Below are 24,791 nucleotides of genomic sequence, written 5' to 3'. Positions count from 1 at the left end.
ATGGCCAATGCGCTGCGCGGTGAAATCGAGGCCATGATTGATGGCGAAAAGCACACGCTCTGCCTGACCCTTGGGGCGCTGGCGGAACTGGAAACCCGGTTGCAGACCGGGGACCTGATGGGATTGAGCGAACGCTTTGCCGAAGGGCGGATTTCGGCCCGGGATCTGGTGGCGATCCTTGGGGCGGGCCTGCGCGGGGGCGGCCATGATGTGACCGATGATGATCTGGCGCGCATGAGCGTTGAAGGCGGGCTGGCCGGGGCGGCGCAAATCGCGCTCAACCTGTTGCAGGCAACCTTTGGCACCCCGGCATGACGCCGTTTCCCTGGGAAACCGCCACGCGCTTTGGCTTTGGCATTTTGCGGCTGTCGCCAAAGGCATTCTGGGCCATGACCCCGCGCGAACTGGGGGCGGCCTATCGGGCGTTTTATGGTGACGCCGCGCCGCTTAACCGGCAGCGCCTTGATGACCTGATGCAAAATTTTCCCGACAAGGAGGCCAAAAATGGCCGGTGCTGATGACCTTTTTACCGCGGATTTTCGCGGTGAATTGAGCGATGTATCGCTGGAACTGGAGCGGATCGACGATCTGGCCGATGGGGTGTCGCGGAGCCTCTCGAAAGCCTTTCACGGCGCGATATTGGACGGCAAGGATTTGCGGTCGCTGCTGGGGGATATCGGCAAGTCCTTTGCCGATATCGCCTTGAAGGCGGCGCTAAAGCCGGTGACCAATCTGGCGGGAAATCTGGTCGAGAACCTGTTCACCGCGACCAATCCGGCGCTGGGCGGGGTGCAGGCTTTTGCCAAGGGCGGGGTGATTGCCGCCCCGAGCTATTTCCCGATGCGGGGCGGCACGGGGCTGGCCGGAGAGGCCGGGCCGGAAGCTATTTTGCCATTGGCGCGGGGCAGCGATGGGCGGCTGGGGGTGGCCAGTGCGGCCAGCGCGCCGATCTCGATTTCGGTCAATGTGCAGGCGAGCAATGCGCAAAGCTTTATCGGCGCGGAGGCGGAAATGAGCGCCATGCTGTTGCGGGCGGTCAAGCGCGGGCGGAGGGCGAGCTGATGGCGTTCCACAAAATCCGCTTTCCGCTCGATGTGGCGCTGGGCGCGCGCGGCGGGCCGGAACGGGCCACCGATGTGGTAACGCTCGCCTCGGGCGCGGAGGAACGCAACAGCCGTTGGGCCCATGCGCGGCGGCGCTACAATGCCGGTTATGGCATTAAGTCGCGCGCCGACATGCAGGCGGTTCTGGCGTTTTTCGAGGAGCGACGCGGGCGCTTTCATAGCTTTTTATGGCGCGATGCGCTGGACCATGGCTCCAACGGCTTTGCTGCGCCGACCCCGTTTGACCAGCAGATTGGCATTGGTGATGCGGCGCAAAAAACCTTTCAATTGATCAAGCGTTATGGCGCGGATTTTGACCATTATGACCGCCCGATCACCAAGCCTTTGGCGGCAAGCGTACGCGTGGCGGTGGCCGGGGTGGAACTGGGTGCGGCGGATTTTGAAGTCGATGATTTGACCGGTCTGGTGACGCTTGATCTGGCACCGCCGATTGGTGACCTGGTGACGGCGGGCTTTGAATTCGATGTGCCAGTCCGCTTCGATATCGACCGGCTGGATATTGAATTATCGAGTTTTGACGCGGCGGAAGCACCCAGTATTCCGCTGATCGAGGTGCGCGAATGAGGATTCTGCAACAAGGCTTTAGCGACCATATCGCAAGTGGAGCTACAACTTTAGCAACCTGCTGGCGGCTGACCCGGCGCGATGGACTGGTGCTCGGCTTTACCGATCATGATGTGGCGCTGGAATTCGAGGGGACACGCTTCGACTCAGCCCTCGGGCTGGACGGTGGAGCGACCGCTGCAAAGCTTGGGGCCCAAGTGGACAATAGCGAAGTCAGCGGCTTTTTGCATGTGGATGCGGTGACCGAAAATGACATTCTGCTCGGCCGGTATGACGGGGCGGAGGTGGAGACCTGGCGGGTGAACTGGCGCAATCCCGCCGTGCGCCATTTGCTGCGGCGCGACACCATTGGCGAGATCACCCGCGAGGATGGTGTGTTCCGGCTCGAACTGCGCTCGGCACAACATGCGTTGAACGTGGCGCGGGGCCGGATCTATCAAAACCTGTGCAGCGCCGAACTGGGTGACAACCGTTGCGGCATCAATCTCGAGGCGGCAGCCTTCAAGGCTGAAACGGTGGTGACAGATGTAAGGGGCCGACAGAGCGTTGCCGTCACCCTGTTGAGCGGGTTTAAAAGCGGCTGGTTTGATTTTGGCCGGGCCACATGGACTGCGGGCGCAAGACAGGGAAAGACCGACCGGCTGGTAACCCAGATACAGCATGCGGGCGAAACCGTGCTCGCGTTCAATCAACCGGTAGGTGACTGGGTTGAGGCAGGGGACACACTGACCCTTCATGCCGGGTGCGACCGGCGCTTTGTCACCTGTCGCCAGAAGTTTGCCAACAGCGTCAATTTTCGTGGCTTCCCGCATATTCCCGGCAATGATTTCATTTTGCGCTATCCGCGCCCCGGCGCTGATTTTCACGGCAGGCCGCTGGTCAAATGAACGCTGATCCAGACGAGATCGTCGGCGCGGCGCGCGCCTGGCTTGGCACACCTTATCGCCATCAGGCCAGTACGCTGGGGGCCGGCTGTGATTGCCTTGGGCTGTTGCGCGGCGTGTGGCGGCAAATCAACGGGGCGGAGCCGGTGCGCATACCACCCTATCGGGCCGACTGGCGCGACCCCGCCCATGCCGGATCGCTGTTGGCGGCGGCGGAGACATTTTTGCAGCCTGTCGAAGGCGAGCCGCAGGCGGGGGACGTGATCCTGTTCCGGCTGCATCGGGCAATGCCGCCCAAACATTGCGGCATCATGGTGAGCCGGACCAGTTTTATCCATGCCCAGGAGCAAATGGGGGTGGTGGAAGCCAATCTGACAGAAGCCTGGCGGCGGCGGCTGGCCGGCGTTCTTCAATTCCCGAGAATGGATAAATCCTGATGGCCACGATTACCCTCTCCAATGTCGGGCAGGCCATAGGTGGCGCCATTGGTGGCCCTGTGGGCGCGACCATTGGCCGGGCCTTGGGCGCATTGGCGGGCAGTGTCATCGACAATGCCATTTTTGCCGAAAGCCCGGCGCAAACCCCGGCCAAGGGCTATGACGTGCGTCTGCAAAGCGCCACGGAAGGTGGCGCAATTGCCCGCATTTATGGCTGGAACCGGGTCAGCGGCAATATCATCTGGGCGACCGAGCTGGAGCGGATTGCTGGCCACGCCTCGGGCGCCAAGGGCAGCAATAACAATACCCAGACCACCGAGGAGACGATCACCGCCAATTTTGCAGTCGGTTTTTGCGAAGGGGAGGTGACCCATATCGGGCGGATCTGGGCCGATGGCGAAGTGCTGGAAACCGAAGGATTGAACATCCGCTTTTACCGGGGCAGCGAAAGCCAGTTGCCCGATAGTCTCATCACCGCCAAACAGGGCACGGCCCCGGCCTATCGCGGCCTTTGCTATATCGTATTTGAACGCCTGCCGCTGACCCCGTTCGGTAATCGCATTCCCAATATTTCGGCCGAGCTGTGCCGCAGTGCTGGCGATCTGGAAAATGATGTGCGGGCGGTCACCGTGATCCCTGGCGCGACCGAATTCGGTTATGACCCGCAACCGCGCGTGCGCATTGTCGGCCCCGGTGCGGTTGCCGGGGAGAATACCCATGTTGCCGGGCAGGTTTCGGACTGGACGCTCTCCATCGATGCCTTGCAGGGCATGTGCCCGAAGCTTGAACATGTGGCGCTGGTGGTGGCCTGGTTTGGCGATGATCTCCGCTGCGGCTCCTGCAAGGTGCAGCCAAGGGTTGAGGCCCATGACCGGCAGGTGAAGGGCACGGACTGGGTGGTGAGCGGCTTGGGGCGCAATGATGTGCCGGTGATGAGCCGGCATGGCGGCGGCCCCGCCTATGGCGGCACCCCTTCGGACAGTGCGGTGCTGGCAGCGATTGCCGATCTGAAAGCGCGCGGGCTGAAGGTGACGCTTTATCCGCTGCTGCTGATGGACGTGCCTGGGGACAATGGCCTGACTGATCCCTATACCCAGAATTCGGGCCAGCCGGCCTATCCGTGGCGGGGGCGTATAACATGCGACCCCGCACCGGGACTGGCAGGAACGCCGGATATGAGTGCGGCGATTGAGGCTGGGATTTCGGCCTTTGTTGGCGCGGCGGCTCCGGGCGATTTCAACGCCAGCGGCCAGACCATTGCCTATTCCGGGCCGGTGGACTGGGGCTATCGCCGCATGATCCTGCATTATGCGCATCTGGTGCAATTGGCAGGCGGGGTGGAAACGCTTCTGATCGGCTCGGAAATGCGCGGGCTGACCCGGCTGCGGCGGACAGTGGACAGCTTTCCCTTTGTCGAGGCGTTGGCGGAGCTGGCGGCGGATGTGCGCGCTATTGCCGGGGCGGGCACGAAAATATCCTATGCCGCCGACTGGTCGGAATATTCAGGTTTTCAGCCGCCCGACGCGCCGGGGGACAAGCTGTTTCACCTCGATCCGCTTTGGGCCAGCCCGGCAATCGATGCCGTGGGGATCGACAATTACATGCCGCTGTCGGACTGGCGCGACGGCACCGGCCATGCCGATGCGGCGCTGGCAACGAGCCCGCATGATCTCAGCTATTTGCATGCCAATATTGCCGGGGGCGAGGGCTATGACTGGTTTTACGCCTCTGAGGCTGACCGGCAGGCGGGCAATCGCACCCCTATTACTGACGGGAGCCATGATGAACCCTGGATCTGGCGCTACAAGGATCTGGTGAACTGGTGGGGAAAGGCCCATCATAACCGGATTGGCGGGATAAGGGCGGCGAGCCCGACCGGTTGGGTGCCGGGCGCAAAGCCGATCTGGTTCACCGAACTGGGGTGTGGCGCGGTGGACAAGGGCACCAACCTGCCCAGCGCCTTTGGCGACCCGAAAAGCGCCGAGAACGCACTGCCGCATTTCTCCTCGGGTGCGCCCGATACGCTGATCCAGCGGCAGTTCTTGCGTGCGCATCATCAATATTGGCGGCCTGGCGGCGCGCATAATCCGGTATCGCCGGTTTATGGCGGGCGCATGGTCGATCCGGGCCGGCTCTATTTATGGACCTGGGACGCGCGGCCCTTTCCAGCTTTCCCCAATCTGCAAAATGTCTGGTCCGATGGCGTCAATTACATGACCGGCCATTGGCTGACGGGCCGGCTGGGCACGATGGGAGTGGCCGAGATGATCGCGGCGGTGGCCGACGATTATGGCACCGAAGTCGGGGCGGGCTTTTCCGGCGGGCTGAATGTGCAGGGGTTTCAGATCGAGAATGTCATGCCCATGCGCGACGCGATTGCGCCGCTTCTGGAAGCGGCGGACCTCTCGATTATCGACCGTCCCTCAGGGCTGAGTGCCAACAGGATTGGCGGCGGTGCGGTGGCGGAAATTGCGACGGACAATTGTATCGCGGGCGCTGATCCTGTGCTCTCCCGTCGTCGCCCGGACGCCTCGACGGCGATCGGGCACTTAGGATTTTCCTATCTCGATCGCCAGCATGCCTATCTGGCGGGCACCGTGACAGCGATTGCGGTTGCGGGTGTAGGCGGGGCCAGCGTCAATTCTGGCCTTGTGATCGAAGCCGCCGAGGCCCGGCAGGCAGCAGAACGGGTGCTGGCGCGCGCCATTGTGGCGGAAGATACGCTCGAATTCGCGGTGCCGCCCTCCATGACCGCGCTGGAGGTGGGAGACCTGATCGACATCAAAGGCCAGCGCGACGGGCCGTTCGTCATCACCGAATTGCGCGACGGGCCCTATCGCAAGGTGACGGCGCGGGCAGCCTTCAGCCAGAATGTTTACGCGGTTGCGGGCGACGCCCGGACGGAGAATGGCAGCGTGGCGCTGGCGACTGGCGATCCTTACGTGACGGCCGCGCATCTGCCCGATGGCGAAGGCGGATCGAGGCTGGTGCTCGGTGCGATTGCACTGCCCTGGCCGGGGGAGGTGCTGATTGCCGAGGACCAGACCGGAGCCGAACTGACCCAATTGCACCAATCGGCCATTCTCGGCACGTTGAGTGCGGCGGTGCCACCATCGAACCCAGCGCTTTGGGATCGGCAATCGGTGCTCTCAGTGCATTTGCACAATGGCCATCTGGCAGCAGCGTTGCCCGGGGCGGTGCTGGCGGGCAGCAATCGCGCGGCGCTGGAACGCGATGACGGCAGTTGGGAAGTGATCGGCTTTGCCGAGGCCGAACTGATCGGGGAAGCGGATTATCATTTGTCGCAATTATTGCGCGGGCTGGAGGGGACAGGCGATCCGCTGGAAAGTATTTCGGCGGGCAATCGCTTCATGTTGCTTGACGGGCGGTTGGCGGATATTGCGGTTGATCCCGAATTTATCGGCGCGGGTTTTGCCCTGACCGCCTATGCTGGGCGCAATGACGCCACCGGCACCGGCTTTGAAGCGCAATTGGGGATCGATCCGCTCTTGCCGCTGGCGCCGGTGCATTTGCGGGCGGTGCGGGCGGCGGCAAGTGGCGATGTGCATCTGGCCTGGGTCCGCCGCGCCCGGCGCGATGGCAATAGCTGGGTGCTGTCGGAAGTGCCACTTGATCTGAACCCGGAACGCTATCGGATCGAGATTTTCGAAGGCGACATGCTGCTGCGCTCTTTCGACACCGGCAGCGTTGCTGCCACCTATGCGGCTGCCGACCAGATCGCCGATTTCGGCGGCTTGCCGGACGGTTTTAGCTTCACCATCACCCAGATCAGCCCGACCTATGGGGTCGGGCACAAGGCAAGAGGAATCTTCAATGGCTGATACGGCCCGGCTGAACCTGCCACTGATCGCGCCCGAACAGGCGCAAAAGCACATCACCCATAATGAGGCCATCACAGCGCTCGATGCGCTGGTGCAATTGGTGGTGGAGGCGCGCGATCTGACCGCGCCGCCCGCAGAACCGGTTGCCGGGCAGAGTTTTATCATTGGCAACCCGGCGAGCGGCGACTGGACGGGCCGGGACGGGCAATTGGCGAACTGGACCGAAGCGGGTTGGCGCTATGCGACGCCGGCTGAGGGCTGGCGGCTCTGGGACCGGGCCAGTGGTGGATTTTTTGTCTTTTACGAGGGGACGTGGGCGGCATTGTCGGCAACATTGGGCGCGCTGCAAAACCTGGCCCCGCTTGGGGTCAATACCAGTGCCGACGCCAATAACAGGCTCGCCGTGCGCTCCAATGCGGTGCTGATGACCGCTCTTGAAAGCGATGCGGGTGGGACCGGCGATGTGCGCCTGGTGCTGAACCGCGAGACGGGGGCCGATACCGCGAGTTTCGTCTTCCAGTCGGGGTTTTCGGGACGGGCGGAGATCGGGCTGGCGGGCAATGATGATTTTACCTTCAAGGTCAGCCCGGATGGAACGGTTTTTCATCAAGGCATGACCATCGACAAGGAAAACGGCTTTGTCACCTTCAACCAGCTGTTTGGTTCGGCGCCTTCCCACCCGACCGTTGCTGCAGGGGTGCTGCATGTAGCCACCAGCTACGCCATTCCCGCGCCGGAAAGCGGCACGGCGGACACAATCGATACCATTACCGGCGGCTTTGACGGGGCGGTTCTGATTCTGACTGGTACCTTTGGCAATACGCTGACCTTTGCCGATGGCACCGGCAATCTGAAACTGGGCGCGGCGCGGGTGCTGAATAATTTTGAGGACAGCCTGATGCTGGTCAAACGCGGCAGCGACTGGATTGCACTGGCTTTTGCCAATAACGGCTGAGCCGCTCCCCGGCATCTCTCTTTTCCCCAACCCGCCCCCCGAGGCGGGTTTTTTATTGCGAGGAAACCTTATGGCGACCGAAAACCTCAATCGCTGTCTTGCAGAAATTCTCCGCCATGAAGGCGGTTATGTTGATCACCCTGCCGATCCGGGTGGGGCGACCAATATGGGCATTACCCGCAAGACCCTGGCGCGCTGGCGCAAGATCAATCCGTGGTGGCAATTGCCCAAAGCCGAGGTCAAGGCACTCAACCAGAACGAAGTGACGGCGATCTACAAGGCGCTTTACTGGGACCGCGTGGCCGGGGACGTGCTGCCCGATGGTGTCGATCTGGCGCTGTTTGATTTTGGCGTGAACAGCGGCCCGGCCCGCGCGGTGAAAACGGTGCAGCAAGAGTTGAAAGTGCGCGTCGATGGCGCCCTTGGCCCGATCACACTGGGGGCGATCCGCGCCCGTATTGCTGCCTCGGGCAGCGGCGGTCTGATTCAGGCGCTTTGCGCCCGCCGCCTGTCCTTCCTCATGCGTCTCAGCACATTCACGGTTTTTGGCCGTGGCTGGAAGCGCCGCGTCGCCGAAATTGAAACGGCGGCGCTGGCATTGGCCGGAAACCCGGCAATCACACCCAAACCAAGGAGAAACCTCATGGATATTCTATCCGGCTATCGTACCTATATTATCGGCGGTTTGATGCTGCTCGCGGGCATTGGCCAAGCGCTGGGTATCGATATACCCGGTTTTGATGGTCATTCGACCAGTCAGCTGATCATGGAAGGCTTTGCCATCGTCTTTTTGCGCAAGGGCCTGAAAAACGATATCGGCAATGCCTGAGCACGGCTGAATCGTTCATTTACGGTTCACAATCGGAACCTTATGTTGGCGGACATGAAACAGATATCCAAATGGTTGATTGCGCCCGCCACCGCCCTGGCTCTCCTTGGCGGTCTGCCGGTTGCCGCACAAGCTGCGTGCCTCAGTGGTGGCGAAATTCAGGCGGCTGTGTCCAGCGGCCAGATCCTGCCGTTGCCTGAAATATTGTCCCGCGCCGGCATCGGCGGTGGATCAAAGGTTTTGCAGCCGGTTGAGGTTTGCGACAAAGGTGGGCAGCTCTATTACCAGCTCTCGGTGCTCGACAAGGATGGTAATGCCCGAAAACTGGTCTTGCACGCCTTGACCGGCGCTTCATAAGATCGGCTGAATTCTCCGGGAGACTTACATGCGCATTCTTGTCGTTGAAGACGATGCCAATCTCAATCGCCAATTGCAGGAAGCCCTGACCGAAGCCGGTTATGCCGTCGATGTGGCTTTTGACGGTGAGGAGGGGCATTTTCTGGGCGATACTGAACCCTATGATGCGGTTGTGCTGGATATCGGCCTGCCGCAGATGGACGGTTTGAGCGTGCTTGAAGCCTGGCGGCGCGAAGGCCGCACCATGCCGGTATTGTTGCTCACCGCGCGCGACCGCTGGAGCGACAAGGTGCAGGGCATTGATGCCGGTGCTGACGACTATGTCGCCAAGCCCTTCCATATGGAAGAAATTCTGGCGCGCCTGCGCGCTCTGGTGCGTCGCGCCGCCGGCCATGCCTCCAACGAAATCACTGCTGGGCCGGTGCGGCTCGATGTGCGGGCCGGCAAGGTGACGGTGGATGGCAAGGCAATCAAGATGACCTCCCATGAGTTCAGATTGCTGTCCTATCTCATGCACCACAAGGGCAAGGTGATCTCGCGCACCGAGCTGACCGAGCATTTATACGATCAGGATTTTGACCGGGATTCCAATACGATTGAAGTGTTTGTCGGCAGGCTGCGCAAGAAATTGCCCGGCGAATGCATTCAGACCGTGCGCGGGCTGGGATACCAGATCGACGAGGATTGATGCGTCAGGGCTCGATTGCACTTCGGCTGTTCTGGTTCTCGCTGTGCTGGCTGATTGTCGCTTTGGCTTTCACAGCATTTTTGCTGACCAATCTCTATTCGCGCGCGCTCGACAATACGCTACAGGAAACGCTGGAGTTTCATCTTGAAACGCTGGTTGGTGTTTCCCTGTCGGGTGAAGACGATGCCTTTCCAGCCTCCAGCCTTGCCGATCCGCGTTTCCAGCGCCCGGCCTCCGGCTGGTATTGGGAAATCCGCGATGCCGAGGGCAATATCACGGGCTTCTCCCCATCACTGATCGGCACGATTCTCCCTGAAATGCAGAGCGTCTTTGACGCGGATAATGTGCGCACCGACGTGCAACAGGACGGGTTCGGCACCCAGATCCGCATGCTTGAGCGCAAAATCACGCTGGCGGACAGGACGATCCTGATTTCGGTGACCGGCAATCTCGACGAAATGTTTGATCTGGTTGATAATTTCAGGGGGCAGACGCTGATCGTTCTAGGGGCCGTCGGGGTCATGCTTGCGGTGATGAGTGGTCTTGTTGCCCGCTTTGCCTTGCGCCCGATCGGGCGCTTGCGCCGGGCGGTGGAACAGGTGCGCGAGGGCGAAAGCGAACAGGTGGAGGGCATTTATCCGCAGGAAATTGCCCCGCTGGCCGAAGAGGTCAACGAATTGCTGCGCTCCAACACCCAGATCATCGAGCGCGCCCGCTCGCAGGTGGGCAATCTTGCGCATGGCCTGAAAACGCCTTTGGCAGTGTTGCGCAACGAAGCCGCCGGCGGCAGCGCCGGGCTTGGCGATATCGTGCTGTCGGAAACCGACAAGATGGCCGGCCTTGTCTCCAGCTATCTCGACCGGGCCCGGCTGGCCGCACGCACCGCCGTGGTGGGGCGTCGTGCCAATGTGACATCCACCATGGACAGGCTGGTGCGGGTCATGGGCAAGCTGCACCGGGACCGGACCATAAGCCTCAATTCTGGTACTGCCGACGAGATCTGGTTTCGTGGCGAAGAAAGCGATCTGGAGGAAATGGCGGGCAATCTGCTGGACAATGCCAGCAAATGGGCGAAATCGGCGGTAGAGGTGACCCTGGTGGCACCGGCCAACGCGCCAACCCGCATATTGAAGGTTATTATTGAGGATGACGGGCCCGGGCTGAGCGACGCCGAAGCCGAAAAGGCCCTGCGCCGGGGTGTGCGCCTTGATGAAAAAACACCGGGGAGTGGGCTTGGTCTCGATATCGTCAAGGAGCTGGTTGATGTATATGGCGGGACACTGAGTCTGGGTCGGTCGGATCTGGGCGGGTTGAAGGCCGAATTGGTGCTGCCCGCGGCGCGCGGCGTGGCAAGCTGACCTAATTTGGCCGCATTGGCTCCACATCAAAACCTGATTGAGCCGGGTATGAGGAAATTATGGGCAAGAAATATATCGTATTGGCAATGATCTCTGTATTGGCATTGTCCGGCTGTGCCCGTCTCGACGTCCCGCGCACCAATGCGGGCCCGCAACTGGCGTCCAACGACCCGGCACAGGCCGTGGTCTCTCCCGCCACTGCCATTTCGGCCAGTGATATCCGCACCTTCATCAACCCCTCGGCGGCCGCAAAACTCAGCCAGAAAGAACAGGCGGAAGCCTCAAGCGCGCAATATTATGCGCTGCAGTTCGGGCGTCCCGGTGCGCCGCGTTCCTGGCAGGGTGATACCGGCGCTTCCGGCCGGATCTCCGTTGGCCCCTATGTGCGCGTCAACAGCCTTGATTGCCGCGACTTCTCGCATGTGGTGACCGTGGCTGGCACCGAATATGAACGCAAAGGAACGGCTTGCCGTGAAATGGATGGCACATGGGACGCCGTCGATAGCTAGACCTTGATATAAATCCGCCTATCATTTGAACAAGTTCACGCCAAAAAAAAGCCCTTTGTTTACGAAGCTTGGCTAGGATGACAGCGGAATGAATTTCCGGATTTTCAACTCAGCCAGATTGACCAATGTCTTTGCCAAAGCCTGCCCCCGCTCGTGACAAGAACCGCCCGCAAAAGCCCGAAGCGACGGCGCGCGCTGCGGCGATGGAATCCATTGGCGTGGCTGAGGCCAGTTTTCTGGCCGCTTTTGACAATGTTCTGGTGGATGATCCGACGCATTTTGACTTCAACGGTGCGATCAACAGAAAACACATGCGCGCGGTCTGGAACTGGCTGACCCGCGATGTTGTGCCCGACTTGCCGCAAGAGATCGAAACCGCTGTTATCTCCGACGAGCCGGTGGAAGCTGTCATCGACGGCATGGTGCCCGATATTCTCACCAAAATCCGCAAGATCGTCACTGAAGCGCAGACCTCTGCCGAGGTGGAGCGCCGCCTGAAAGTGCAATTGGGCGGTGATGACGTGCGTGAACGTCTGCCGGTCTTCATCAACGCCTTTCGGTGCCGGTCGCTATTGGCAAAGGCAACCGCATTCGGGCGCGCCAGCAATAATTTGCAGGATGATGCGGCCCTCGGCGCTGCATTGCAGTCCATGCCCTGGAAAGACGCTGGTATCGCGGCTTTGCTTTTGCACGCGGTGGTGGGACAGTCCGCCAATCCCAGCCGCCTGGTCTCCTCGATGATCCCCCTCGCCGGTGGCGCATCTGAAGCCATTATCAAGGGCGCCGGATTTGGCCCATTGATCGAAGCTGTCCTGTCCCATTCCCAAGCGCAACTGTCCCGCATCGCCAATCAGAATGGCCTGTTTGTCGACGCCGATTTGATGTGCAAGGCCGTCAGCCGTTTCCATAAACTGGTGCGCTCCATCAGCGGTTATGTGGAATTTGAGCGCGGCTCGCGCTGGTCCATGATGCTGACTGAAATTACCAAGCAAATGGCGCAACGCATTGAACCGCGCTTGCGTGAAATCAGCCCCGACCTCAGCCAGTCCCTGCGCCGTCCGCGCGAAGGTGCGGACCGGGTCGATCCTGATCGGCTTCTGGCTGCCCTGAACGGCATATATTTACTTGCCACCTTGCGGGACGCCCGTGAATCGCTGGCGCTCAATGCCCTGTTTGACACGGTCTGGAACGAAACCGGCCAAAGCCTTGAAGTTTTGCTGACGCGTAATCTCGAAGTGTTCAAGCAAAATCCGGACGATGAGAACACCGCGCACCGCCTGGAAATGGGCATTAAGATGGCCGAGATTCGCTTCAATGCCGAATATGCTGACATTCTGCGTCGTGCCCGCGACACCGCCCTCAACCGGCGGCTGGAACGCCCCGCTTAATTCGGTTTCAAAACCTTGATGATCCGCGCATTCGTGTGGCCGCGCTGGCTGCGGACCATGATCTGCAGGCCCACCTGCGCGGCCGATGCTGAGATCAGGGCGACGGCGTTCCGGTCATTGCCGCTATTCACGCTGGTTATCACCCCAAGAGCATCCGTCGGGTCATGCGTATCGGAATTGGCATAAAGCAGATTACCGGTCTCAAACCGCCGGCCATCTTGCGCCTCGACCTCCCAAAGCTGCGCGTTGTTGCCAAAGCGGTGCGCAAGATAGGCCGGGATGTCGGTTGTTTCTGACGCGCTTGGCCCAGGTGGGCTGGACGTGGCCGAACGGGCGAAGCAGATGGGCGGCACCGCGCGTTCTTCCGCAATGGTGGCAAAGGCATCAGGCTTTACCTGGCCAATGGCTGTGAGCGCGGCAATATCGCCAAGGCTCAAGGCCCTGTCGGCGATTGCGGTTGGGGCATTCGCCATACGCCGCCGCGCGGGTTTGAAAAAACTACCCTGTATCGGCCTGGGTGCTGAAACCAGCGATGACCCCAGATCGAAATAGCGTGGGGCTACCACTTCGGTTTCGGGGGCCTGGCTGACAGGCAAACGTCCATCCGGGCTTTCGAAAGCCGGGTCGATAAGCGTGTCCTCGATCGTGGAAACAGAGCGCCCCAAAAAGCCATCGACGGCCTGCGCGCCGCTGCGCATTACCGCGCTGTTGCTGACATATCCCGCACAGCTTCCCGCCAGCGCGATGCCCTCCAGATGGCCTGCAGCGCATATTTTTCCATCAGAATCCACTTCGAGTGCGCCGCCGGCCCGTTGCCACAGGGTGAGCCGCGGCAACCATCCCCCAGATACAATCAGCGCGCCGGTGGTCAGCGTCTCGAATGCATCGCGCCCATCCGCCCACGACAATTCCATTTTCACGAACAGCTCGGCAGCATTGGCGACAAAACTGGCAGATTGCGGATGCACGCCCGATTCCGACTTGATGCCGTAGGCCTTTGTGAACTCGGCAAAACGTGACTGCGGCTCCAGCCGGGCATCCATGACTTTTTCGATTTCCAATTCAGCATCCTGCGCCAAAAGCGCCAGGCGATAGCCGGCATTGGTATTGGTCGTCACTGCCGCACGCTTGCCCGGCCACACCCCATAGGCAGTGGCAAGGTGGAAGGTTTGCGACAAACTGGTGACACCGGGCAGGCGATTGCCGGGGAACAGGGGTAACCGGTCCTGCATGCCGGTTGCCAGCACAATGTGACGGGCAGCCAATTGCAGACGTCGTGCGGTCGGCCCGCCTTCGTCGCCGGAGACGACCTGATGTACCACAATCTGACCTGTTGCTGCCTCAACCGCTTCGGCAAGTGTCAGAACGGTTATGTTCTCTGCGGCATCGACCTTGGCAGAGAGCCGCGCAAAAGCGCTTTCTGGTGCTTCCTCGCCAGCGGCATGTCCGAACAGAACCGCATCGCCGCCGAGATAGGCCCGTTGCTCGATGAGAATGACAGTCCTGCCCGCCTCTGAAGCCTCAACGGCAGCGGAGAGGCCGGCGAGGCCGCCGCCAACCACAACAATATCGGCATTTGCATAGGGCTCGACCGGCGCTGTATCCGGCAACGGCGGTAAAAGCGATTGATCGAGGTCGAGGCCGAGGGACCGGCTATCATTCCGGGTCAGCCGTTTGAGTTTTTGAAAAAGCCCTGCATGGGCATCAGTGCCCAACGTTTGGAAACGCGCACCTTCGGCAACAGGTGTGCGCGCCATCGGCAAGGGGACACCCGGGTTCCCGGCAGGGTCAAGGCATTGGATGGCAAGCCCCAAGCAGGCATCAAGGGCAATCGGCGCGCCCTGATGGGTGCCCGCAGTGTCAATGCCGGCCGCCAGCAGGGCCGACAGTACAGTGTCGCCTGAAAACGCGGAAATCCGGCGACCATTCAACCGGAACTGGACTGGCCGGTCCCGGTCGATCTGGTGACCGCTAAATAGATGGTTCTTTGCCGTGGGGATGCGAAAGCTGCTCATGACGCAACGGCCTTTTGTCCGCCGGGTATGAATTCGGCAATTGCTGGACGCAAGCCGCTGCGCGATGGCGCACGTGCGGCGAAATAGGCATTTTCCATCGATGTGGCGCTTTGGGTCAGCAGCCGGGCTATGGCGGGAAGTTGAAACAGGCCGGTCACCCCAAACCCCGCCAGATATATAATGCCGTTATCCCGGGTCCCGCCAAGAACCGCACCGCCATCATGGGCGCGCAAGGTGGTGTAACGGGCTTTGCCCGCAAGGCTGATATCCCCGTCTTTCAGGTGCAGGCACGCAGCCTGCGCAATGTCCTCGGCGCGGCCTGCGCCGACGCAATCGAGCGCACCTGTATTGCGCTGATAAAGTGTCAGTCCACTATCGATCATCTGCACGACGGACGTCTCGAGTGGTCCGGTCGGCGCGGTCAACAGGGCGGTAATCGGGACCTGTTCAAAATGGCGCGCCACCTCATCTGGTTGCCCATGACGCAGAACGGCCCGGTCGCCTGCAAGTATCAGGCGCTCAGCTGTGGCTTTCTGCCAGTCCCATTCCAGCCGCACATCACCATGTTTATAAGGCCTGAGGGCAACGTTTTCGGCGGGAAGAGAAACCACGCCGCACGTGTCTAGCCATTCAGGTATCGCCGCCATCAACGGGCGTCGCAGCACACGCACCGCATCACGAAATTGATAGCTGGCGCTGAAAACGGTGGAAATTGCCTGCCGTTCGATCTGAAACCCGTATTCCTGCGCGACATTGCGCATATGGGCGAGGGCATCTGCACCGGATTGTGTGGTCGCCACCATGAGCGGGTCGACGCGCTCAAATACCCGCCCGTCCCCGATTTCCCCCAAAATCTTCAGGGTTTGCGGAATCAGCGTCTGCAGTAGCCGCCAGGATTCCGGGCGGGTGAGGGGGGCAGCCGAGATATCAAACCCGCCTTGCGGGCGCAGGCCATGCCGAAAACTGCCAATCCAGCACACTCTGGCACCATGATCCCGCGCCAAAACCCCGGCCAGCAAGGCGGAAAGCGGCGTGGAACCGGCAATGGCAAAGTCGAAATGCTCACTCATAACAGCTATTTTGCACCAACTGACTTGCGCACTGCGTCAATGCGCCCGATCACACTACAGTGTCCTTGCTGCACTTTTTGCCGGATTCGCTCTATAGAGGCAGCATTAATATTCACAGACGGGCTGCGGTGCACACGACCGATGATTTTTTGGATACTCGCCACGACTGTCATGTTGATTGCCCTCTTCACCCTCTATTATGCGGGGCGGGGCGATGGGGTCAACGCGCTCGGCAATTCCGATGCGACGCGCGAACACTTCAAGGCGCAATTGGCAGAGATTGAAAGTGATACCGCAAACGGCCGCATGACCGAGAGCGAAGCGGCGGCGGCCAAAGGCGAACTGGCGCGCGAAGTGCTGCGTTTGCAGGCCGAGGCGGGAGGCAAGCCCGTGCGCCCGCTCAAGCAACCGAAAAGCCTGCTCGTTCTGGTTCTACTCGTCGTCGGGGGCGGAACCTTTGCCGTATACACCACCATTGGTGCGCCCGGATTGCCCGCGCAGCCCCTTGAGGCGCGCGCAATACCCACTGCAGCCCCCAGTGTTGATGTGCCGCAAGCTATTGCTGCCGTCGAAGCGCAATTGGCAGCGAATCCCGATGATGCCCGCGGCTGGTCGGTGCTCGGCCCCATCTATATGCAATCGGAGCGCTATGCTGATGCCGTCACGGCCTTCCGGCGTGTGCTTGAGCTTTTGCCGGTCACTGCCGATGCTGAAACGGATCTGGCGGAGGCGCTGATGATGGCCAATAACGGCGCTGCCACTGGCGAACCCATGCAATTGCTGCAAAGCGCTGCTGCCCGTGATCCGCAACATATCCGCTCGCGTTTTTATCTGGCAGGCGAGGCCACCCGTGCCGGGGACTATGAGGATGCTATTGCCCAATGGCAGGCGCTTCTTGCTTTGGGCACAGGCAGCGAACCCTGGGTCGAAACGGCCCGGCGCGGCATTGCTGTCGCAGAAGCGGGTCTGACGGGTGAAGCCCCGCCTGAAGCACCGGTGGTGACCGCACCTGATACGGATCAACAACAAATGATTGAGGGAATGGTAGAGGGATTGTCCGCCCGCCTGGAAGCAGAGGGCGGATCGATTGAGGAATGGACACGCTTGGTCCGCTCGCGGCTGGTGCTGGGCGATATACCCGCCGCCCAGGCGGCCTATGATGCGGCCAGGCTGGCCTATCCCGATGCCGCCTTGCGCACCGAACTGGATGCGATGGCCCAGAATGCTGGATTGGAGTGAATGAGATGGCAATGACCAGAAAACAGAAGCGTTTGGCGGTAATCGGCGGACTGGGTGTGGTTCTTGTCATCGCCGCAGGACTGATTTTTACGGCGCTCCGCGATCAGATCGTCTTTTTTTATTCGCCCAGTGAGCTGCGTGAAAAAGAAGTGGCGATTGGCCAACCGGTACGTATTGGCGGGCTGGTTGAAGAGGGCAGTTGGGTCAAGACCGGTCAGGACAATAAGTTCATGGTCAGTGACGGCGAAACTGCGACCCTTGTCACCTATACCGGCATTCTCCCCGACCTGTTCCGCGAAGGGCAGGGCGTTATTGCCGAAGGCAGCCTTGTCGATACCACCACCTTCGCCGCCACCACAGTGCTGGCCAAGCATGATGAGAATTACATTCCAAAGGAAATTGCCGATACACTGCGCGATCGCGGTGAATGGCGACCCGAGACGAATACGGCGGACCAATAATGTGGATTGAACTTGGCCATTTCGCGCTGGTGCTGGCCTTTGTGATTTCACTGGCTCAGGCCGGTTTGGGCCTGACATTCTGGCGCGGCAATTTGGGTGTTGCCCGGTTTGCGCGGCAAGCCGCCATTTGGCAATGCGCTCTGGTGGCCATCGCCTTCGCAACGCTGGTGCACGCTTTTGTAACCTCTGATTTCTCGGTGTCGCTGGCGTTTCAGCACTCGTTCTCGCAACAGCCGCTGCTTTATAAAATCACCTCGGTCTGGGGCAATCACGAAGGCTCCATCCTGCTTTGGGTTTTGATCCTCGTGGCCTTCGGTGCAGCTGTTGCAGCCTTTGGCCGCAATCTGCCTGGTGAATTGCGCACGCTGGTGCTGGCCGTGCAGGGCCTGCTAGGCGCAGCCTTCATGGGCTTTGCACTGTTCACCTCCAACCCGTTCGCCCGGCTCGACCCCGCCCCGTTTGAGGGGCGCGACCTCAACCCGATCCTGCAGGATATCGGTCTCGCAATTCACCCCCCGCTTTTGTACATCGGCTATGTCGGCTTCTCGGTGTGTTTTTCCTTCGCCGTTGCCGCGTTGATTTCGGGCCGGGTGGATGCGGCCTGGGCGCGCTGGGTGCGCCCCTGGACCCTTGCCTCATGGACGTTCCTGACCCTTGGCATCGCCATGGGGTCTTACTGGGCTTATTACGAGCTCGGCTGGGGCGGCTGGTGGTTCTGGGATCCGGTGGAAAATGCCAGCTTCATGCCCTGGCTTGCCGGCACGGCGTTGCTGCATTCCGCGTTGGTGATGGAAAAGCGCAATGCGCTCAAGATCTGGACGATTTTCCTCGCCATCATCACCTTCTCGCTCAGCCTGCTCGGCACATTCCTTGTCCGCTCGGGTGTTTTGACCTCGGTCCATTCCTTCGCCAGTGACCCAACTCGCGGTCTGGTTATTCTGGGCCTGCTCGCCTTTTTCATCGGCGGGGCATTCACCCTTTTCGCCTTCCGCGCCGCCAGCCTCAGGGCTGGGGGGCTGTTTGCCCCCATCAGCCGCGAGGGTGCCCTGATCCTCAACAACCTGTTCCTGGCCACAGCGACGGTGGCGGTCCTGGTCGGCACGCTCTATCCACTCATTCTTGACGCGGTTACCGGCGCCCGCATTTCGGTTGGGCCGCCCTTTTTCAACATGACCTTCGGTGCGTTGATGCTGCCTTTGCTGGTGGTGCTGCCTTTTGGCCCGTTTCTCGCCTGGAAACGCGGTGATCTGGTGGCGGTTACCCAGCGTCTTGTGGCCGCGGCCGGATTGGCGGTTTTCGCCACCATGCTTGTGTTCATATTCTCAGGGGCGCAGGTTTCTCTCGCTCCCCTCGGCTTTCTGGCCGGGTTCTGGGTGGCTTTCGGGGCTATTGCGGATCTGGCGGACCGGGGCAAGGTGGGGCGTGTGCCATTGGCCCAAAGCTGGCGCCGTCTCATCGGCCTGCCCAAGGGCGCCTGGTCCACAGCGATTGCGCATTTCGGCATGGGCATTACGGTGCTGGGCGTCGTGGCCGTCAGCACCTGGGAAACCGAAAATATAACGGTGTTGAAGCAAGGCGAAACCGCAGAACTTGCCGGATATGAAGTCACCTTGGCTTCACTCGAGGAGCTTCGCGGGCCAAATTTCGTCACCGAAGAACTGGTGTTTAGCGTCAACGATCCGTTTGGCAACACGCGGCAACGCATCTCGGAACGCCGTGTTTATATCGCCAGCCGCATGCCCACCACCGAGGCTGCTATTCTTACCTATGGCCTCTCCCAGCTTTATATTGCTGTAGGCGATGCCGACAACGAAGGCGGGCATGTGGTGCGCATCTGGCACAAGCCCTACATCACCCTGATCTGGTGGGGCGCTGTCATTATGGCCATTGCCGGCTTCTGGTCCCTGAGCGACCGCCGCCTGCGGGTCGGTGCGCCACGCAAGGTCAAACCCCAGCTAAAGGCGGCAGAATGAAACAGCTGCTTGCCATTTTACTGTTTCTGGCCGGCATGGGTGGAGCCGCCCTTGCGGTCAATCCTGATGAGGTTCTGGCCGACCCGGCACTGGAGGCGCGGGCACGCGAGATCTCGGCAAACTTGCGCTGTCTCGTTTGCCAGAACCAGTCGATCGATGACAGCGATGCCGAACTGGCCGGCGACTTGCGGGTTCTGGTGCGTGAACGGCTGACAGAGGGCGACAGCAATGAAGAAGTCATGCGCTATGTCGTGGACCGCTATGGCGAATATGTGCTGCTCAATCCTGTCGTCGCCCCGCATACCATTCTTTTATGGCTGGCAGCCCCCGCTATGCTGTTGGGCGGCCTTGTCTCCTTTGGCATTGTCCTTTTGCGCCGCCGGAGCAAACCACCAGAGGCGGGCCGCGCAAAACTGACGGATGAGGAGGCGGCGGCGCTTGCCGGGCTCTCCGAATCCGACGACAGGAAAGCATGAGCTTCGATATCCTAGCCTGGCTGCCCGCCGGCATTTCACCGCTTCTGGCCTTCGGTCTGCTGGCCGTCAGCCTCGCCGGATCGCTGATAACCGCAGCGCTGAGCCTGGGCGGCGGCACGTTGATGCTCTCGGTGCTGGCCCTCGTGTTTCCCGCTGCCGTGGTTGTGCCCATCCACGGTGCGGTACAGCTTGGTTCCAATAGCGGACGCGCCTTTGTCATGCGGCCGCATATTCAATGGCGCCTCGTTCTGTGGATTTCTCTGGGCGGTTTGCTTGGCTCGGCCATTGGCGGGCACTTCGCGGCTCAATTGCCCGAAAACCTGTTCAAGCTGGCCATCGGCCTGTTCATTCTGTTCTCGATCTGGGCACCACGTCCCGACATTCGTACCAAGGGGCCCGCGGAAAGCTTTGTGGGCGGCACGGTGATTTCGTTTCTCGGCATGATTGTTGGCGTCACCGGTCCGCTGGTGCTGTCATTTATTCGCGGCATCGACGACCGGCGTCAGCTTGTGGCGACCCATGCAACCCTCATGACCTTCCAGAATACCGCCAAAATTCTCGCTTTCATCGCCTACGGCTTTGCTTTTGCCGAATTTCTGCCGTTGATTCTGGCCATGGTTGCGGCGGGGTTTATCGGCACATGGATCGGCTCCAGGCTGCTGCTGAGGCTGCCCGAGAAGAGTTTTCGCTACGGCTTCAAGATCATAATCACCATTATTGCCCTTGATCTGGTGCGCCGGGCTATCCTCTCGTTCTGATCCGCCCTAATTCTGCCCCGAGCATTACGAACTTGTAATGTCTGCGTCACAGCGCGGAAAGGTGCGCTCTGGCATAAGCTTCGACAACTGTTGAGGCAGGTATTGGAAGGAAATAAACCAATGAGCTCCAAATTGCTTTCGAATTCACGCCGCTGGGCCGGGGCATCCGCTCTTGCCATGATCATCGCCCTGGGGGGCGGTGCTGGCGTTGCGCTGACGACCCATCAGGCTGCGGCGCAGGTTGCGGTGCAACCCGGTGCGCCCTCCAGCTTTGCCGACCTTGTAGAAGCGGTAAAACCCGCTGTTGTTTCCATCACCGTGGATGGCACCGAGCAGGAAGTGTCGCGTTTTAACGGTGGTCCCAATTTCAGCTTCCCGGATTTGCCGGATGATCATCCGTTCCGCCGCTTCTTCGAGCAGTTCGGCGATGAGTTCGGCCCCCAGGACAATGGCAAACGCAAGCCGCGCCATTTTGAGGCAGCCGGTTCAGGCTTCATCATTTCGGCCGACGGCTATGTGGTGACCAATAACCACGTGGTCGAGAACGCTGAAAATGTGACCGTCATTCTGGATGATGGCGATGAGTTGAAAGCCGAAATCGTCGGCACGGATCCGCGCACCGATCTGGCGCTCCTGAAAATCCAGGATGCCAGCGATCTGCCCCATGTCAGCTTTGCTGATGATGAAGCCCGCATCGGTGACTGGGTCGTGGCTGTCGGCAATCCCTTCGGCCTTGGTGGCACTGTGACCGCTGGTATCATCTCGGCACGTGGCCGCGATATCTCCGGTAGCACTTACGGCGATTTCCTGCAGATTGACGCCGCCGTCAATCGCGGTAATTCCGGTGGGCCTGCATTTAATCTTTCCGGCGAAGTGGTCGGCGTCAACACGGCAATCTTTTCGCCCAATGGCGGCAATGTCGGTATTGCCTTCGCCATTCCCGCCGGCACCGTCAAACAGATCGTTGATGATCTGAAAGACGATGGCAGCGTGACCCGTGGCTTCCTTGGTGTTTCCATTCAGGATGTCAGCAAGGATATCGCCGATAGCGTCGGTTTGCCAACTGCTCGCGGTGCCCTTGTGACCCAGCCTGCTGACGATGCACCGGCCTCCCGTGCGGGCATCCGCTCCGGCGATGTGATCGTCGAGGTGGACGGTGATACCATCGACAACGCGCTCGATCTCTCCCGTACGATTGCCAGCAAGGCCCCCGGCGACACTGTTGAGGTTGTCGTGTGGCGTGAAGGCAAGCGGCAGTCCTTTGATGTCGTTCTCGACACACTGGAAGAGGCTGAAGTTGCCAGCGCTGAACCAGAGCAGCAACTGCCCGAGGAAGAAGAAACGGTAATCACCTCGTCGGTTGGCATCGTTCTTGTGCCGAATGCTGACGGTGAGGGCCTGCTGATCAAGGGTGTGGAATCCGACAGCATTGCAGCCGGTAAAGGCTTCAACGTTGGCGATACCATTCTTGAAGCCGATAACATGATCCTCAGCTCGACTGAGGATTTTGAGAAGGCTATCGCTCAGGTCAGGGACAGTGGCCGCTCCACGATCCTGATCAAGGCCAGCCGCAACGGCAATATTCGCTTCATCGGTCTGCCGCTTGAAGAGAAATAGCTGACATAAACAATGGATCGCATTCGGTGACATTCAAGTGCATCTGATGAGTTCCATAACGGCCCCGGAGAATCCCCCCAAAAAATCTCCGGGGCCGGTCTATTGCCGACACTTGTCTGCAAAACCCCCGTATCCTTTTTCCCGCGTAACGGTTTATGGTTTGGCGTCATGAAGATTTTGCTTATCGAAGATGATCGCGAAGCGGCCAATTATCTGATCCAGGCGCTTGATGAGGCCGGGCACGTCACCCATCACGCTGCTGATGGTGAAACCGGTTACGCCATGGCCAGCGGCATGGAATATGATGTTCTCATCGTCGATCGTATGCTGCCACGCCGCGACGGGCTCTCTATCGTCGAATCCCTGCGTGCCGAAAACGACAAAACTCCCGTGCTAATATTGTCCGCGCTCGGCGAGGTCGATGACCGGGTTACCGGTCTGCGTGCCGGGGGTGACGACTATCTGACCAAGCCCTATGCCTTTACCGAATTGCTGGCGCGCATCGAAGTGCTGGCCCGCCGTACAAGCCCCTCTGAAGCGGAAACTAGTTTCCAGGTTGGCGGGCTGACGCTGGATCGCCTGTCCCGCAAGGTGGAGCGCGAAGGCGAGAGTATTTTATTGCAGCCGCGCGAATTCCGTCTGCTCGAGTATCTGATGAAGCATGCCGGGCAGGTGGTCACCCGCACCATGCTGCTGGAAAATGTCTGGGACTATCATTTCGACCCTCAGACCAATGTCATCGATGTGCATATGTCGCGTCTGCGCGCCAAGATTGACAAAGGCTTCGCCCAGCCGCTTTTGCACACGATCCGTGGCGCGGGATATATGATCCGTGAATAGCATTCTGCGCTTGTGGCAGACGACGACTGTCCGCCTGACAGCTCTGTTCATCCTGATTTTCGTTGTTGCGTCAGTGGGGCTTCTGGCGTTCATCGCCTACCAGTCCTCCATCGTTATCCAGCAAAACCAGATCCGGGATATCGAGCGGGAAATCCGGCAATTGCAGCGCACGGAAAGCCGGCGCGGCATCCGCGCAGTCGCAATCGCCGTTGAAGCGCTTTCCAACCGGCCGGGGCCGGGGATCTATTACCTCGGTGACGATGTGGGGCGCATGCTGGTCGGCAATGTTGCCGACTTTCCTTCCAGTGTTCTTGGTAGCGAAGGTGTGCACACCTTCGACTATGAGCGTGCGAATGCCTTTAATGGCGAGGACACAGATACCACGCGAGAAGGGCGCTCCGGTTACGCCCTAGTTGAATCTGTTGTGCTTCAAAGCGGTCTGCGCCTTGTCGTCGGGCGCGATATCGTCGAGCGGCGCAGTTTCACCGCCATCATTTTCCAGGGCTTTTTCTTTGGTGTGATCGGCATTGTGGTTTTGTCCACCCTCGCAGGGGGCCTGACGGCCATGCGCGTCCTCAAGCGCATTGATGGCATCACTGCCACCTCAACCAAGATCATGTCCGGCAACATGTCCGAGCGCGTGTCCGTGACCCGCCGCAATGATGAGTTCGACCGGTTGGCCACCAGCCTCAATGCCATGCTCGACCGTATCGAGCAGTTGATGCAGGGGTTGAAGGAAGTTACCGACAATATTGCCCATGACCTGAAGACGCCGCTGACCCGCCTGCGGAACAAGGCAGAGGCAGCGGCGCGTGAGGGGGTGAACGCCGAGGACCGGCAAAAGGCGCTCGAAACGACCATTGAGGAAAGCGACCAGCTTATCCGCACATTCAATGCCCTCTTGATGATTGCACGGGTCGAAGCCGGCACCCCGTCCGGGGCACTTTCAAATATCGATATCTCGGAAGTTGTCGCCGATGTCGCCGAGCTTTACGCCCCTGTTGCAGAAGATGCGGGCATGCTACTGGAAGCCAGCGTGCCTGAGGGGATCATGCTGCGCGCCAACCGGGAACTCATCGGTCAGGCGCTTGTGAACCTCGTCGAGAACGCCATAAAATATGCAGCGGATTCCGATGAGGAGACCAAACGCATAACACTCGGGCTAAGGGAAACGGATGAGCGGGTTATCATCGAAGTTGCGGATAGTGGGCCGGGCATTCCAGAGCCTGATCGAAAGCATGTGGTCGAGCGTTTTGTCCGTCTCGAGAAAAGCCGTACCGAACCCGGTTCCGGTCTCGGCCTTTCGCTGGTTTCCGCTGTTGCCCAACTCCATAAAGGTGCGTTCCGCATTGAGGACAACGAGCCTGGCGTCCGCGCCATTATCGAACTTTCCAAATCGGTCTGATA

At 60.2% G+C, this 24,791-nt stretch carries 24 protein-coding genes; 22 read left to right on the top strand and 2 right to left on the bottom strand.

The window, feature by feature from the left end:
• The 14 genes from L1P08_RS07030 (at window position 1) to L1P08_RS06965 (ending at window position 12,935) form a co-directional block, all read left to right on the top strand.
• The gene (locus L1P08_RS07030; protein ID WP_303619290.1) at window positions 1-315 is read left to right on the top strand and encodes a gene transfer agent family protein; all 315 of its coding nucleotides are present in this window, start codon (window positions 1-3) and stop codon (window positions 313-315) included.
• On the top strand, window positions 312-518 hold the full coding sequence (locus tag L1P08_RS07025; RefSeq protein ID WP_303619289.1) for a rcc01693 family protein: 207 nt from the start codon (window positions 312-314) through the stop codon (window positions 516-518). The genes L1P08_RS07030 and L1P08_RS07025 overlap by 4 nt, the downstream gene beginning before the upstream one ends.
• On the top strand, window positions 505-1,062 hold the full coding sequence (locus tag L1P08_RS07020; RefSeq protein WP_303619288.1) for a phage tail tape measure protein: 558 nt from the start codon (window positions 505-507) through the stop codon (window positions 1,060-1,062). The genes L1P08_RS07025 and L1P08_RS07020 overlap by 14 nt, the downstream gene beginning before the upstream one ends.
• Window positions 1,062-1,688: a DUF2460 domain-containing protein gene (locus tag L1P08_RS07015; protein WP_303619287.1), complete on the top strand. Its 627-nt coding sequence runs from the start codon at window positions 1,062-1,064 to the stop codon at window positions 1,686-1,688. The genes L1P08_RS07020 and L1P08_RS07015 overlap by 1 nt, the downstream gene beginning before the upstream one ends.
• On the top strand, window positions 1,685-2,575 hold the full coding sequence (locus L1P08_RS07010; RefSeq protein ID WP_303619286.1) for a phage/gene transfer agent baseplate hub protein: 891 nt from the start codon (window positions 1,685-1,687) through the stop codon (window positions 2,573-2,575). The genes L1P08_RS07015 and L1P08_RS07010 overlap by 4 nt, the downstream gene beginning before the upstream one ends.
• Entirely contained in the window at window positions 2,572-3,009 is a 438-nt protein-coding gene (locus L1P08_RS07005; protein WP_303619285.1) for an NlpC/P60 family protein, read from the top strand. The genes L1P08_RS07010 and L1P08_RS07005 overlap by 4 nt, the downstream gene beginning before the upstream one ends.
• Window positions 3,009-6,851: a baseplate multidomain protein megatron gene (locus L1P08_RS07000; RefSeq protein ID WP_303619284.1), complete on the top strand. Its 3,843-nt coding sequence runs from the start codon at window positions 3,009-3,011 to the stop codon at window positions 6,849-6,851. The genes L1P08_RS07005 and L1P08_RS07000 overlap by 1 nt, the downstream gene beginning before the upstream one ends.
• The gene (locus tag L1P08_RS06995; protein WP_303619283.1) at window positions 6,844-7,806 is read left to right on the top strand and encodes a DUF2793 domain-containing protein; all 963 of its coding nucleotides are present in this window, start codon (window positions 6,844-6,846) and stop codon (window positions 7,804-7,806) included. The genes L1P08_RS07000 and L1P08_RS06995 overlap by 8 nt, the downstream gene beginning before the upstream one ends.
• A gap of 70 nt (window positions 7,807-7,876) precedes the next feature.
• Window positions 7,877-8,635 (top strand): glycoside hydrolase family 108 protein, encoded by a 759-nt coding sequence (locus L1P08_RS06990; protein ID WP_303619282.1) that lies wholly within the window; start codon window positions 7,877-7,879, stop codon window positions 8,633-8,635.
• A 54-nt stretch (window positions 8,636-8,689) separates the two neighbouring features.
• A complete protein-coding gene (locus tag L1P08_RS06985) occupies window positions 8,690-8,992 on the top strand; it encodes a PepSY domain-containing protein (RefSeq protein ID WP_303619281.1) in 303 nt (100 codons plus the stop codon).
• Between the two features lie 28 nt (window positions 8,993-9,020).
• A complete protein-coding gene (locus tag L1P08_RS06980) occupies window positions 9,021-9,680 on the top strand; it encodes a response regulator transcription factor (RefSeq protein ID WP_303619280.1) in 660 nt (219 codons plus the stop codon).
• On the top strand, window positions 9,680-11,038 hold the full coding sequence (locus L1P08_RS06975; protein ID WP_303619279.1) for an ATP-binding protein: 1,359 nt from the start codon (window positions 9,680-9,682) through the stop codon (window positions 11,036-11,038). The genes L1P08_RS06980 and L1P08_RS06975 overlap by 1 nt, the downstream gene beginning before the upstream one ends.
• A 59-nt stretch (window positions 11,039-11,097) precedes the next feature.
• Window positions 11,098-11,547 carry a hypothetical protein gene (locus tag L1P08_RS06970; RefSeq protein ID WP_303619278.1) on the top strand — a complete coding sequence of 150 codons (450 nt, stop codon included), beginning with the start codon at window positions 11,098-11,100 and terminating at the stop codon, window positions 11,545-11,547.
• Window positions 11,548-11,672: 125 nt separating this feature from the next.
• Entirely contained in the window at window positions 11,673-12,935 is a 1,263-nt protein-coding gene (locus L1P08_RS06965) for a hypothetical protein (protein ID WP_303619277.1), read from the top strand.
• Here the strand turns inward: L1P08_RS06965 and L1P08_RS06960 are convergent.
• Complete coding sequence (locus L1P08_RS06960; RefSeq protein ID WP_303619276.1) at window positions 12,932-14,950, bottom strand: FAD-dependent oxidoreductase; 2,019 nt, start codon at window positions 14,948-14,950, stop codon at window positions 12,932-12,934. The genes L1P08_RS06965 and L1P08_RS06960 overlap by 4 nt on opposite strands.
• Window positions 14,947-16,020: a hypothetical protein gene (locus L1P08_RS06955; protein ID WP_303619275.1), complete on the bottom strand. Its 1,074-nt coding sequence runs from the start codon at window positions 16,018-16,020 to the stop codon at window positions 14,947-14,949. Before L1P08_RS06955 ends, L1P08_RS06960 begins: the two co-directional genes overlap by 4 nt.
• Window positions 16,021-16,161: 141 nt before the next feature.
• Here L1P08_RS06955 and ccmI point away from each other — a divergent pair, with 141 nt between their 5' ends.
• The 8 genes from ccmI (at window position 16,162) to L1P08_RS06915 (ending at window position 24,789) form a co-directional block, all read left to right on the top strand.
• A complete protein-coding gene (ccmI, locus tag L1P08_RS06950) occupies window positions 16,162-17,259 on the top strand; it encodes a c-type cytochrome biogenesis protein CcmI (protein WP_303619274.1) in 1,098 nt (365 codons plus the stop codon).
• Window positions 17,260-17,270: 11 nt separating this feature from the next.
• Window positions 17,271-17,720: a cytochrome c maturation protein CcmE gene (gene ccmE, locus L1P08_RS06945; RefSeq protein WP_303619273.1), complete on the top strand. Its 450-nt coding sequence runs from the start codon at window positions 17,271-17,273 to the stop codon at window positions 17,718-17,720.
• On the top strand, window positions 17,720-19,693 hold the full coding sequence (locus L1P08_RS06940; RefSeq protein ID WP_303619272.1) for a heme lyase CcmF/NrfE family subunit: 1,974 nt from the start codon (window positions 17,720-17,722) through the stop codon (window positions 19,691-19,693). Before ccmE ends, L1P08_RS06940 begins: the two co-directional genes overlap by 1 nt.
• A complete protein-coding gene (locus tag L1P08_RS06935; RefSeq protein WP_303619271.1) occupies window positions 19,690-20,169 on the top strand; it encodes a cytochrome c-type biogenesis protein in 480 nt (159 codons plus the stop codon). Before L1P08_RS06940 ends, L1P08_RS06935 begins: the two co-directional genes overlap by 4 nt.
• Window positions 20,166-20,927, top strand: coding sequence for a sulfite exporter TauE/SafE family protein (locus L1P08_RS06930; protein ID WP_303619270.1), 762 nt, complete (start codon window positions 20,166-20,168; stop codon window positions 20,925-20,927). The genes L1P08_RS06935 and L1P08_RS06930 overlap by 4 nt, the downstream gene beginning before the upstream one ends.
• A 120-nt stretch (window positions 20,928-21,047) precedes the next feature.
• On the top strand, window positions 21,048-22,544 hold the full coding sequence (locus L1P08_RS06925; RefSeq protein WP_303619269.1) for a Do family serine endopeptidase: 1,497 nt from the start codon (window positions 21,048-21,050) through the stop codon (window positions 22,542-22,544).
• Window positions 22,545-22,712: 168 nt separating this feature from the next.
• Entirely contained in the window at window positions 22,713-23,384 is a 672-nt protein-coding gene (locus L1P08_RS06920; RefSeq protein ID WP_303619268.1) for a response regulator transcription factor, read from the top strand.
• A complete protein-coding gene (locus L1P08_RS06915; RefSeq protein ID WP_303619267.1) occupies window positions 23,377-24,789 on the top strand; it encodes a sensor histidine kinase in 1,413 nt (470 codons plus the stop codon). The genes L1P08_RS06920 and L1P08_RS06915 overlap by 8 nt, the downstream gene beginning before the upstream one ends.
• The last annotated feature ends 2 nt before the right edge of the window (window positions 24,790-24,791 follow it).

Origin of the sequence: Mariluticola halotolerans, assembly GCF_021611515.1 — a bacterium.
In the GTDB taxonomy this organism is placed as follows: Bacteria; Pseudomonadota; Alphaproteobacteria; order Rhizobiales; family Devosiaceae; genus Mariluticola; species Mariluticola halotolerans.
Note: the sequence above shows the minus strand (reverse complement) of the source record. Positions and strands in the feature narration are given on the sequence as shown.